General features: G+C 34.7%; 13 protein-coding genes, 1 pseudogene and 1 riboswitch. Of the genes and pseudogenes, 10 read left to right on the top strand and 4 right to left on the bottom strand.

Annotation, left to right across the window (positions count from 1 at the left end; translation table 11 throughout):
• Positions 1 to 68 precede the first annotated feature (68 nt).
• The 3 genes from QUG14_RS04590 (at position 69) to QUG14_RS04580 (ending at position 2,324) form a co-directional block, all read left to right on the top strand.
• A complete protein-coding gene (locus QUG14_RS04590) occupies positions 69 to 1,232 on the top strand; it encodes a low temperature requirement protein A (RefSeq protein WP_289339350.1) in 1,164 nt (387 codons plus the stop codon).
• Between the two features lie 32 nt (positions 1,233 to 1,264).
• Positions 1,265 to 1,693, top strand: a complete 429-nt coding sequence (locus QUG14_RS04585) for a GNAT family N-acetyltransferase (RefSeq protein WP_289339349.1) — start codon at positions 1,265 to 1,267, stop codon at positions 1,691 to 1,693.
• 274 nt (positions 1,694 to 1,967) lie between these two features.
• Complete coding sequence (locus QUG14_RS04580) at positions 1,968 to 2,324, top strand: MarR family transcriptional regulator (RefSeq protein WP_289339348.1); 357 nt, start codon at positions 1,968 to 1,970, stop codon at positions 2,322 to 2,324.
• A gap of 262 nt (positions 2,325 to 2,586) precedes the next feature.
• Here the strand turns inward: QUG14_RS04580 and QUG14_RS04575 are convergent, their stop codons facing one another.
• The 3 genes from QUG14_RS04575 to QUG14_RS04565 all read right to left on the bottom strand — a co-directional run bounded on the left by QUG14_RS04575 (position 2,587) and on the right by QUG14_RS04565 (position 5,056).
• Positions 2,587 to 3,030 (bottom strand): hypothetical protein, encoded by a 444-nt coding sequence (locus QUG14_RS04575; protein ID WP_289339347.1) that lies wholly within the window; start codon positions 3,028 to 3,030, stop codon positions 2,587 to 2,589.
• 6 nt (positions 3,031 to 3,036) lie between these two features.
• Positions 3,037 to 4,047: a DUF3231 family protein gene (locus QUG14_RS04570; RefSeq protein WP_289339345.1), complete on the bottom strand. Its 1,011-nt coding sequence runs from the start codon at positions 4,045 to 4,047 to the stop codon at positions 3,037 to 3,039.
• Positions 4,048 to 4,540: 493 nt separating this feature from the next.
• Positions 4,541 to 5,056, bottom strand: coding sequence for a DUF2569 domain-containing protein (locus tag QUG14_RS04565; protein ID WP_289339344.1), 516 nt, complete (start codon positions 5,054 to 5,056; stop codon positions 4,541 to 4,543).
• Positions 5,057 to 5,443: 387 nt separating this feature from the next.
• On the opposite strand from QUG14_RS04565, the gene QUG14_RS04560 reads away from it, so the two are divergent.
• Positions 5,444 to 5,833: a VOC family protein gene (locus QUG14_RS04560; RefSeq protein WP_070875759.1), complete on the top strand. Its 390-nt coding sequence runs from the start codon at positions 5,444 to 5,446 to the stop codon at positions 5,831 to 5,833.
• A 123-nt stretch (positions 5,834 to 5,956) separates the two neighbouring features.
• Here the strand turns inward: QUG14_RS04560 and QUG14_RS04555 are convergent, their stop codons facing one another.
• On the bottom strand, positions 5,957 to 6,391 hold the full coding sequence (locus QUG14_RS04555; protein WP_283951656.1) for an Rrf2 family transcriptional regulator: 435 nt from the start codon (positions 6,389 to 6,391) through the stop codon (positions 5,957 to 5,959).
• Between the two features lie 206 nt (positions 6,392 to 6,597).
• On the opposite strand from QUG14_RS04555, the gene QUG14_RS04550 reads away from it, so the two are divergent.
• From QUG14_RS04550 to QUG14_RS04525, 6 genes and pseudogenes are all read left to right on the top strand, one after another.
• Positions 6,598 to 7,461, top strand: coding sequence for an SDR family oxidoreductase (locus tag QUG14_RS04550; protein WP_289339343.1), 864 nt, complete (start codon positions 6,598 to 6,600; stop codon positions 7,459 to 7,461).
• A 351-nt stretch (positions 7,462 to 7,812) separates the two neighbouring features.
• Positions 7,813 to 7,986, top strand: a complete 174-nt coding sequence (locus tag QUG14_RS04545; protein WP_289339342.1) for a hypothetical protein — start codon at positions 7,813 to 7,815, stop codon at positions 7,984 to 7,986.
• 1,140 nt (positions 7,987 to 9,126) lie between these two features.
• Positions 9,127 to 9,225, top strand: a riboswitch (purine riboswitch).
• 69 nt (positions 9,226 to 9,294) lie between these two features.
• Positions 9,295 to 10,287: an adenosine deaminase gene (gene add, locus QUG14_RS04540; RefSeq protein WP_289339341.1), complete on the top strand. Its 993-nt coding sequence runs from the start codon at positions 9,295 to 9,297 to the stop codon at positions 10,285 to 10,287.
• A gap of 408 nt (positions 10,288 to 10,695) precedes the next feature.
• Entirely contained in the window at positions 10,696 to 11,031 is a 336-nt protein-coding gene (locus QUG14_RS04535) for an ArsR/SmtB family transcription factor (RefSeq protein WP_289339340.1), read from the top strand.
• A gap of 40 nt (positions 11,032 to 11,071) precedes the next feature.
• A complete protein-coding gene (locus tag QUG14_RS04530; protein WP_289339339.1) occupies positions 11,072 to 12,070 on the top strand; it encodes an NADP-dependent oxidoreductase in 999 nt (332 codons plus the stop codon).
• A gap of 115 nt (positions 12,071 to 12,185) precedes the next feature.
• Positions 12,186 to 12,546: pseudogene (locus QUG14_RS04525) on the top strand (GNAT family N-acetyltransferase); the annotation flags it as partial.
• Positions 12,547 to 12,576 lie beyond the last annotated feature (30 nt).

Raw genomic sequence — 12,576 nt, 5'->3', positions numbered from 1 at the left:
TTTTCTCTTTCAATTACTATATAATTCCATCATACTAGTAACTATAAAGAATTGGAGGGAGTGCAGAAATGGAAGAAAAGAAAGTGACCTGGTTAGAACTCTTTTATGATTTGTTATTTGTGGCGGCGGTTGCGGCTGCGACTCATGTTATACTTCATGTTGAAGATGGTCATATCCATGCAGAGTATTTAGTAAAGTTTGTATTAATTTTTATTCCTATCTGGTGGGCTTGGGTAGGGCAAACCATATTTATTAACCGGTTTGGAAAAGATTTATTTCATCAACGTATATTTTTAATTCTGCAAATGTTTTTTGTACTAATTATGACATCAAGTTTATCAGTTGATTTTGATCCTTATTATCTTTCTTTTTTAATTGGTTATATTGGCTTAAGAGCAGTGACTGCAATCCAATATCTTATTGTCCAGCGTATAGAAACGGGAGTACGAAAACAAGCAGCCCTCTTTTTGGGAAGGTATTTTTGGATTGGAATCGTCATTTCATTATTGTCCGTCTTTTTTGATTCTTGGGTTCGATATGCTGTGTTGTATACGGGAATCCTTATTGATATCATTGTCCCGGTGCTTGGACGAAAATGCTTAGAAAAGGTTCCCACAAATACGGCTCATTTATTAGAGCGATTTGGTTTATTTACAATTATTCTCTTTGGGGAAGCTCTTATTAGTACACTTGCGATCATTCAGCCTACAAAAGGAAATTGGGATTCAATAGGCTTTGCGATCATTTCATTTATCCTGATTATATCGATGTGGTGGCAATATTTCGATAACATGGAGAAGAAACTCGACAAGTCTTTACAAACATCCGGCCAAATCATTATTTATGGTCATCTGTTTATTTTAATGTCTTTGAGCATGATTGCAGCATCTATCAGACTATTGTTTTTACATGAGGTTCATTACTCATTTATCTTATTTTTTACTTTTGGATCTGTATTGCTCTATTTCCTGTCAACTACCTTTGTTTTCCATCAATATAGACATGTGCACCACCGATTGAAAATTTATCATTTAGGGTTATTTCTAGGAATTTTAACCGTCTTTTTTATTATTAATTTGATTATTGAAGTACCAAATATTTTGATAATAGCTGAATTAACCTTGTTTTTTATTATCTTTACTAAACTAACAATTTCTAATAAAAAGCAACCGTTGACAAATGAGATTCATCCGAGAATTGGAATTGAGGAAGATAATAAAAACTTTTATTGAGAGGATGTCTTGAACTGGTTACTCGTAATGTTATGGAAGATGATTATTTTAAAGTAATGGACGTTATTAATAATTGGTGGGGAGGTAGACAAATGACACATTTGTTGCCTCGATTTTTTTTTGAGCATTTTCAGTCAACGAGTTTTATAGTTGAAGATGAAAACAATAGATTATCGGCTTTTCTTATTGGATTTGTTTCTCAAACACATCCAAATGTAGCCTATATACATTTTGTTGGCGTAAATCCTGAAATTAGAAATAAAGGATTAGCGAGAGAACTATATAATTTATTCTTCTCAAAAGTTCGAAATTTAGGTTGTGATACAGTTAAATGTATAACTTCTCCAGTTAACGAAGGGTCGGTTGCATATCATAAGTCAATGGGTTTTTCTGTAACTTTAGGAACCGATTTTGCTGGTAAAGGACAAGACCGTATTTTATTTTCTAAAAAAATAGGTTAACATTTTGTACCAAAGTGGCAGCATTCTTGTAATAAACTAAGTTTGTGAACAATTGTACTTAAACTATAGGGTGCTTGAGTTCAACAATATTTGGCTGCTGAGGCAGCTCTTTTTTTGTTCTACAAACTGTGGGTTAATTAAAGATGTGTTCTAAATCGGAATAGAGATTTCCAATCAAATTGTTTTAAAATATAATCAAAGGAAGACGAGATTCTGACTTGGTTCAAAAAGACAGCATAGAACTGTAGGAATCATTAAGAATGGAGGAAAAAGGATGGGAGCTTGGGGTACTGGCTTATGGGAAGATGATTTATCTTGCGATATTCAAGATGAATGGAATGAACTGATGGATGAAGGGGTAAGTCCAAGAAAAACTACAAAAATTATCCTTAAATCGTGGCAGGAAGAATTTTCCGATTACGATGATGAAGAAGATAAACTGGCAGATGAATCAATTCTGTTCATTTCTCTTGCAGGTCTTCAAATGAGGCATAGGGCTTTGACCTCTTCGGTTAAAAAAAAGGCGATCCAGCTAATTAAAAAGGTGCAGATCTTACTCTATGGGAAGAAGGCGATGAGGAAAGTTACCAGGAAAGAAAAAAGGTACTGGAAGAGTTTAAAAATAAATTAAACAACACAAAGTCTAGTTTATTTTAATATCAGTTTCAGAAGGATTTTTTTAGAGAATTTAAGAGAAAAAAATAATCCAGCTTTAATTAGGACTGGTTATCTTATTCCTTATTCCAGAAAAAATGTGAAACATTGTACTTAAACTAAAGGGTAGCGTTGATCCAAGAAGATTAAGGCACTTTTTTGTTGAAGTTATTACACTAACGAAGCAGGTTAATAAAAAAATAAAAGGGGCAATCCTCGCCCAGTTGATTTTAATTTTTTTATCTCATGAATTTCTTAATTATAAAACCGACAGCTAATCCTGGTATGACAAATAACATCGGAAGCCAAACAGGTCCGAATAATATTCCAAATATCCTTAAATTTGACGAATAAATACATCCAACCGTTACAAAGTACGCTGAAAATACAAACGGAAGGAAAGAATATTTTTCATTGCCTCCCCCTGCGTCTTTAAACGCATCCCACATTGCAAAGAAATACAAACATGGATAAAACATCAACGATTGATAATCAGCTTTTGCAATGGCTTTTTCAATCTCCCCATGAAAACTTGATATAATCACTTCGTTAAAATTGGATTGAACATTTATTAGAAATTCTAATATTAACAAAACAGTACCTTTAAAGAGTTTTCCGTTTAAATACTGTCCGAATCCTGGAAGTGCAATACTCCATAATAATTTTTCTTTTGGATTCGCCACATTGTTCTATACCTTTGCTAGTTTATTTCGGTCAGATGCTAATGGTGGTTGTTCTAACCATCCGTATTTTATTAATAGTTGTGCCCCATCCTCTGCGTATAACCCTACTTCAGTCATCAAACTTGCGTACTCTACCGCTAGGTCTCTTCTTTGAGAAACCGATAAACCTGCACCATAATATCCAACTGCAGAGGAAACCAGTATGACAATATGATTTAACATTAATTTATCTGAAAATGGAGATATGGTTGAATTTGTAACCTCTGATACCCAAGAATTTGGAGAGGATAATTCATCTTTCGTTAATATACCACTAAGAATACCGAAATGTTTTTCACAAATTTCTTTCCCTTTGTGGAAATACTTTTGAATTTCTTTTGTTTGGCATACTTGTCCGAAACTAATTTCTAGAACAACTTTAACTGCATCTTTCATCATGTTAAAACTAATACCACTGATTTCTATTACGTTTAATGGTCGTTTCTTTCCAAACCATCCCGTTAAATACTGCTGATTATCAACAAAATCAACTTCAGTAGGAGTATTAATCCTTGCGGGCTTACTGTAAAACCCTTTATTAAGCATTACCCGTGCAATACGTTTATGTAATTCCATTGTTTCATCGTTACATTTAATAAAGTAGTCAATTTGGTCTTCACGGCATGAAGTAGCAACCGCACCTGCATAACCTGTTAATCCAAGTAAGGTCATAACGTGCATATAGACCATCATAAAGGCATCTGTAAATAGTTGTGGGGCATTAAGATTCAAATCTTCTTCTAGTGTAAATCCCTTTGGAATAGGAAAATTCTCTTCATTAAAAAATTCTGTGATTTTGAAAATATGAGATTCCGCAAGGCTAAGGGCAAATTCAAGTACCTCTTTAATATCTTGGTCTTCTGCCTTTGCAATTGAGTGAGTAAGAATACAAATTGATAATGAATCGTTTATGTATTGAGTCCATAGATTTGCTATTTCTGCTGAAGTAAGTTTAACGTTATGAGTAATGTTATCCACTAAATTACCTCCTGTTGGTCGTCATTAAAAATTAGATTTCCCTTTAATAGAAAAAATATCTAATGACAATAAAATCCTTATTATTAAGGGTAGGTATATAACTTTTAATAATGGAACAGAAGGTAATGGCAGCCTGACTTTAGAAGTCCTTGTAATTGGGGTTACACCTGCTGAAACAGTGATTAATAACTAGTATGTCTAATGTTTCTATAGAACTTACGAGGGAGACTCAAGATGGGAGGTCACTTTTTTATTGTGAAGTATTGTACTTAAACTAAAGGGTAGCATAAGCTCAAGACGAATCGCTGCGGAGATCCTCTTTTTTTAATGGAGCTAACGGTGCAGGTTAGTGTAACAGGGTGAGAAGGATTATTTTGAGGCAATTTTAGTGGAAAATGCCGAAAACATTAACGAATTAAATATGAACGGAACAGTACGTGGAATCTCTGTAAGCGAATAAAAACCCTTGCACTATAATGCAAGGGTTAAATGATTAGTGGTGTAAGGTAGTATCAGTGGTAGCTGCTTCTTTATTTTCAAAATTTACATTCAAAAAAGTGGCTTTCACTCTTTTGGATACAAGAAAATATGGAACCCATATCAATGCAGTTACGATAAGAAAAACAAATCTAATAAAAGTATAACCATCAACATTGGTATAAATAATTAAAACGAGAACTGCAGATATAAGATCCAAAACTGTTTCACTAATTAAAAAGAAAATCATAGCTTTCGGAAACAAACGACTTTTTCTAAACATCAATACAAGTAGAATTACAGGTACTAATACGAGAAGAATTTCATAGACAAGTATAAAAATAACGTAGGTACCCCATAAAGGGTGATATTCATTGGAACCAGGCCAATATTTGGGTAGAAGATGCACCGTTTGATAATAGATATGAATTGAAGAGATAAATAGTGTTATTATTAAACCAATGATAACTAAAATTAACCAACCTCCAATACCTTTGTACTTCGGGTTAGTACTCAATTCTCCGTTTTCCATAGAACCCCACCTTTTTTTACATTTTTATAAAAGCCTCTTGCTAATTTATATGATAAAATGGCAAATCCAATCCGCTTGTAAATGATTGACTACTATTTTAATTCTTTAATCCTCATTGAAACACCTCTTAAACCGTTACAACTATAATTTGTGAAGGATTACACTTAAAGTAACGGGTGCGTTTGTTCAACAGTGGGGGTTGCTGCTGCATTCAGCTAGAGGAGCGGTAAAGGTGGAAAATGGATTATGTATCTAGTTGTCGAATTGTTTAATTTACATAATCAAGCTGTTCATTCAAAGTGCTTCGTTTGCGGTCCGAGTTGTTCATCTTAGTCGGAAACGACTAAAGTAAAAATTAAATTAATTGAAATGAAAGAAGTGAAGGTTTTGATTAAATATAAATGCCTCCATCATGTAAGTCTTACCGTCACCAATTTGAAAAGAGCAAAAGATTTCTATGGGAATACTTTATGTTTAAAAGAAATACCTCGTCCTGATTTTGATTTTGCGGGTGCCTGGTATGAAATAGAGGGAAAGCAAATCCACTTGATAGTCGATCCCTCTTCACAGACAATTCGGCAGGATAAAAGCTTATCCAGTAGAGAAGGTCACTTTGCTCTTAGAGTCGAGAACTACTATGACACTCTTACATGGTTAAAACAAAATGAAGTTGAAATCATTGAAAAACCGTACGGAAAAAGTGGATTCGCTCAAATTTTCTGTGCGGATCCAGATGGTAATTTGATTGAACTAAATGTTGACCAGAAAGATTTATAAATAAAAAGATAAAAGGCTTCCAATACTGGAGGCTTTTCTTATTGAAGTAACGGGAGGTTAGTTGAAGAACAAAGAGAAGAGGTTTTCCCATAAGGAGTCAGACACCTTATGGGAAAGCCTCTTTTAACAGATATTTTCTTTATTAGTAATATCCTTCACAACATCTTCTAAAGTAACATTTCTTAAAACCTTTTCCATTGCCAATTGAGCTGTTGTGAATAAAGGTTCAATTGTATTCTGGATGTTCCTGCCTACGGGACAATCAGGATGTGGACTTTCATGTATACTAAACAATTCTTTCTCCTGTACAACATTCACTGCCTTATAAACATCGAACAGTGTAATATCAGATAATTCCTTTGCAAGTTTAGCCCCTGCAATACCTGGATGTACCTCTATCAAACCAGCTTTTTTTAACATTCCCATTAGTTTTCTTATCACGGCTGGGTTTGTGTTAACACTTGAAGCTAAAAATTCAGAAGATGTTACTCCTTCTTTATTAAATTCAATTAGAGTCAATATATGAATTCCGACAGCAAATCGGCTGCTAATGGACATGTTCTTCACCACCCCTATTAACTTTTCCGTTATTGATTTTATTTCTTCATCATGTAATTAATTTGATTACAAGTTTATTATACCAAATTACGAAAAAAATAATAAATAGCATTTTGCATACATGTTGACAAATCGATTACATGTAATTAAAATTATTACATGTAATCGATATTGTTACAGGGAAATCTGAATTGGAGGAAGACAAAATGAAAATATTAGTTACAGGAGCAACAGGGAAATTAGGTTCAAAGGTTGTAGAATCATTATTGAAATCTATACCTGCAAGAGAGTTGGCAGTAAGTGTTAGAAACCCAGAGAAAGCAGAAGGACTTCGTAGTCGTGGGGTGGAAGTTCGTCATGGAGATTTTGATCATCCAGAAACATTAGAAAATGCTTTTAAAGGGATTGACCGCTTATTAATTATTTCTGCGGATGGTGACAATGAAACGAGAATTCGTCAACATACTAATTCTGTCCGAGCAGCTGAACATGCAGGGGTAAAATTTATTGCTTACACAAGTTTAGCAAATGCAACAGAAAGCAAAAATATAATGGCTCCTCCTCATGTTGCGACAGAAGCAGCCATCATTAAGACAGGTATCCCATATTCTTTCTTGCGTAACAATTGGTATTTGGAAAATGAAATTGGAAGCATTCAAGGAGCTATGGCAGGAACTCCTTGGGTAACATCTGCTGGAGAAGGTAAAGTAGGCTGGGCACTGCAACAAGATTACGCAGATGCAGCGGCAGCAGTTCTTGTTGGAAGTGGTCACGAAAATACAGTATATGAACTTTCTGGTCCACTTTTAACTCAAGAAGAATTGGCATCTGCTCTTGGTAATGTATTGGGTAAAGAAGTACCTGTACAACAAGTTAGCGACGAAAAATATGCAGAGATCATGAAAGGCTTAGGTTTACCTGATTTTGTGATTCCGATAGTAATAGGAATTCAAGAAAGCATTCGGAACGGTTCACTAGAAGTTGAAAGCAATGATTTTGAGAAAGTTCTTGGTCGTCCAGTTGCTCCAATCAACGAATCACTGACCCAACTTGTTAATGCAATTTCATAAACAAAATAAAAATCAATTTGAAAACCGACATTAAGTCGGTTTTTTTTGCTGAATTATTCAGTTGTAATCCGAAAAAAGAAATTAAACATGAGAAATAATTATTAGATTGTGAAAAAATATACTTAAACTAATGGGTGCTTTTGTTTAAGATGTGGTCGCTGCTGCGACTTTTTCATTGTTCCACTAACGTGGCAGTTTAGGTGTAAGGTATTGTAATGATCTTTATAAGTAAAAGTTAAATTAAAAATTAATAAAAGTATCTATATCCCCTTACTATCGCCGTGTCGGATTTAACCTCCTCTACATGTAATATTGATGTACTAAATTTGTTTTAAATGGAGGTGATAAATCTTGGGATTACAAACAATTCGTTGTTGCGTTTATTTCAATCCTGATACCCTTACAGAAGAAAGAGAATGTATTCCTGCTACTGAAACGTGTGCTTTATTCAATGAAAATGGGAACCCATTGGTAAATGATTTACTCACTACATGTAATGATTGCTTAAATCCACAACCCGACTAAATAAACTTTAAAGATAAAAGACATTAGGAAAGAAACCTTTTGTCTTTTATCTTTTTAAGAAATACAAAAGAAGAGACTATTCAACTAACGATGCAGTTTAGTTGTGCGAAATGTTTCTAGCTTAAATGGAGGATGGTCACATTACTCAGGTAAAGGCTAGACAGTTCCTGTCGGAACTGAAGGATTATGTGGAAGAATCAAATGATGGGGTAACGCCCTGAAGGGGTCTCTCTTAGTCGAATAGCACTGGGGTTAGTAAGAATGATAGTGTTATAAGCTCGGCGAAAAGGCGTGAGAATTTACCGTAACAGGTTAAGCTGACGAAAGCCTACCCGATGGGGTGGTGTAAATCATGATGCTTGAGTTGAATGAATATGGTGAGAATGCGAATAAACCTAAAAGAAATGGTTAAGCTGACGAACTTCCGAATGTACGGGTCTATACCTGCGATACATAGAAATGTGTATATCACCAAATTGTGAGGTTAGATGTGGATGAGTAAGACTAACTAATATGAAAATCCATGATACGTTACAGGCGTATGAATGCTAACAGGCTTACAGGAAGCACCTACGTTCATTCTATAATAGATATAATTCAACGTTGTAAGCTGATAACGTGGAGGGCTTACTCCCGAAGAAGCGTTGGCAAGGAAAGCAATAATGACATTAGTTATTGTATAACTTGTCTTTTTATCAGTGAAAGTGGTGGCACAGTACCAAAGAAAGGTCTAATCAGCCTGGAGGGATAGCCACTAGACTAATGAAGAATCATTTAAACATGCAAGGCAAATCTTTATCGGTTAATAAGGTTCTTGTGAGACTAATAGAGGTTCACCTCCTACGGGAGGCACAGACTTATTAAAACGGAAGAATTGAGACACGGAAGGGGCTACGATTTCTGAAGTGTTGATGATTAAATCGAATTGGATTAGTTGGAACGCCGTATGAGGTGAAAGTCTCATGTACGGTGTGAACGGGGGGAAAAGGGAGCGATAACTTCAAACCCTTACCTATCTGTATGAAGAAAGCAAATAATAATTTTTATTGTAGAAAATGCTTTTACAATGAACAAAATGAATGATCGACGTTAGGTACCATGTTGACAATCTAAACTTTTTTTATTATCCTTTAAAAAACGTTAATGAATTAAATAAAATTTCGTATAACTCCAATAATATGGTTTGGAGGTCTCTACCAGGAACCGAAATTCCTGATTACGAAGAAAGTACAAGATTTGTATTTTCTTCGTAGTCAGGAATTTTTTTTTCTGTATTTTAATCTAAAAATATATTCCAGGAGGTCAAAAATGAACTTTTTATCATTGCCAAAAATTGAACTTCACTGTCATCTAGATGGAAGCCTTAGGATTGAAACTATTATCGATATTGCCCAGAAGGAAGGCATTCATTTACCCTCATTTGATAAGAATGAACTGCAAAAGGAACTGATTGCTCCGTTAGAATGTGAATCCCTTGATGAGTACTTAAAAAGATTTTCTCTTCCTAATTTGGTCATGCAGTCCAAGGAGAACTTAAGAAGAATTACTTTTGAGTTATTTGAGGATGCAACAAGGGAAAATGTGAAATATATGGAAGTCAGATTTGCCCCGTTACTCCACACATTAAAAGGGCTTGATGTTGAAGAAGTTATTCAATCTGTTATAGAGGGGATGAGGGAAGCTGAAAGCTGTTACGAAATAAAAGGAAATATAATCTTGTCTTGTATGAGGACGATGTCTGTAGAAAGCGCATTTGAGGTGGTGGAAAAGGGGAAAAAGTTCCTAGGAAAAGGCGTAGTGGCAATTGACCTATGTGCATCGGAAGAAGAAGGTTTTTGTGAAAGATTCGTAGAGCCGATTCTCTTAGCCAAACAATATGGCTATAGAGTCACTATTCATGCCGGTGAAACGGGAATCGGGAAAAACGTTCTAGAAGCTGTTGAACTGTTGGGTGCTGAAAGAGTAGGACATGGGGTATTTATTAAAGAATGTGCTGAAGCTTATAAGATCGTGAAAGAAAGACAGGTAGTGCTTGAAATGTGTCCAACAAGTAATGTCCAAACGAAAGCTGTTCATCATTATTCTGAACATCCGATTTATAAGTTTCATAAAGATGGAATAAAAGTAACAATTAATACGGATAACAGAACAGTATCTGATACTACAATGGCAAAAGAAATCCGTCTAGTTAACAAAGAATTTAATCTAAGCGAAGTAGATTACTGGCAAATTTATTTAAATAGTGTAGAAGCATCCTTTGCCGACCAAGAAACGAAAGAATGGTGCTTGGCAAAATATTAAAAGAAAAATTAGACTTAGTGACAAAAACAGTCCTCGAACTCGAACATATCTTTTAACTATTATAAAAATACACTTTTGTAATGTTATTAGATTGTGTAGAAATGTACTTAAAGTAACGGGTGAGAAGTGCTTAAGATGGGATCGCTGCAGCGGTCTTTTTTCTTGTTGTACTAACGGGGTTAGTGGAATAAGAAAATTGTTTCAATTTGGAGAGTGATTCATCAAATTTAGTATTCTTTCTTAAGTTCCTGAACATTAAAGGTATATGATATGCCATTTCTAAGACGTGATTCGTCTCGATTTTCTTTCTCAATATTGCACCGAATACAAGCATAGTTTATGGTTGTATTCGAGGATATGGTTCGTCAACTTAAACAATTCAACTGATCATTGGAGGTATTCAATTGCATGAATAAACATGACCAACTAAATATTATCAAAGAGGATTTTATTAATTGTCAAAAGGTACTATTGGCGATTGGTGATGAAACACGTCAATCTATCTTAATGGTTTTAATGGGAACGGATTGTCAAACAGGATTACGTGTAGGTGAAATCACTGAACAAACACATCTTTCTCGACCTGCTGTGTCACATCATCTTAAGATTTTGAGAGATGCCGGTGTTATTTTAATGCGAAAAGAAGGAACAAAAAACTTTTACTATATAAATGTACGTACAAAATTAGGTTTATTAAAAACGCTTGTGTTGGATATTGAAAAGTTAATGGAGAACTTTTATTGAAATGAGACATTTAAACATACATTATTTGGAGGTATAGGCAATGAAAGCAATGGTTATTGATCGGTATGGGAAAGTCCCTATGCGTTTGGTAGAAATGCCCACACCTGAATTGGGTGAATATGAGGTACTCGCAGAAATTTATGCAGCTAGTATTAATCCTGTTGATTTTAAAATCCGCGATGGGAAAGTGAAATTGTTAGTAAAATACAGAATGCCTCTTATCCTTGGGAATGACTTTTCTGGAGTCGTGGTAAAGGTTGGCGCAAAAGTTACTCGTTTTAAAGTTGGAGATGAAATATATGGACGTCCACGTAAGAGTAAAATTGGTACGTTTGCGGAATATATCTCCATTCATGAAAATGACATCGCCTTAAAACCTAAAAATTTGAGCTTTGAGGAAGCCGCATCGATCCCACTGGTTGGGTTAACGACTTATCAAGCCCTACATGACATCCTGCAATTACAAAGAGGACAAAAGATTTTGATTCAGGCTGGGGCTGGTGGTGTCGGTACCTTTGCTATTCAACTGGCAAAATTAATGGGTGCCACTGTTGCAACAACTGCAAGTGAAGCCGGTACGAATTTAGTAAAATCTCTTGGTGCAGATGAAATTATTAATTATAAGACAGAAAAATTTGAAGATAGACTGGAAAATTATGATACAGTATTTGATACACTTGGGGGCAAGATACTCGAAAAATCATTTGATGTTTTAAAAGACGGAGGAAAGATTGTTTCCGATTCGGGTTTACCGAATGCTCGTTTTGCCAAAGAATATGGTTCAGGATTTTTTAAAACACTGTTGTTCTCAGCAGCAAGTAGTAAACTTACAGCACTTGAAAAAAAGCATAATGTTCAATATACGTTTTTGTTTATGAATCCAAGTGGAAATCAATTACGTATTATTGCAGAGTTTATAGAGTCAGGTAAAATCAAACCTGTAATTGATAGAGTTTTTCCTTTTAAAGATGCTCAAAAGGCGATGGAATATGCGCAGTTGGGAAGGGCTAAAGGGAAAATCATTTTAAAAATCAGATAGTTATCAAATGCACCAAAAAACATGTCCTATCTTTTCATTTTTTAATGATTTTATTATTTTACCTTACTAACCTCGCTAATTTTTATTTAATTCTGTGTAATTGTGATTTTTATATGAAGGGCAATTATATGCTTTTGGAATCTTTTTAAAAACATCTGATAAACTTATCGGAGACATTTCATTAACTAAAATTGCTAGGGGAGACCTCCAGAGCTGTTGTACAGGATTTACTTTAGATAAGGAGCATAATGGAAAGGGCTATACCACAGAAGCTCTTCAACTGGTTGTAGACTTTGCTTTTATAGAATTAAACTACATAGAATTGAAGCAGGGGCTATGCCTGACAATAGAGCATCTATCCGTCTATTAGAAAAGCAGGGTTTATGAAAGAAGGTATAGCTAGAGAAAATCTAAAGATTAATGGTAAATGGACAGATCATCAGATATTAGCGATCATCAATAGTTTGGATATATAAGCTCATTTCACTTCCGACTTGTCTAAGGAG

The organism is Neobacillus sp. CF12 (assembly GCF_030348765.1).
Classification (GTDB): domain Bacteria; phylum Bacillota; class Bacilli; order Bacillales; family Cytobacillaceae; genus Neobacillus.
Note: the sequence above shows the minus strand (reverse complement) of the source record. Positions and strands in the feature narration are given on the sequence as shown.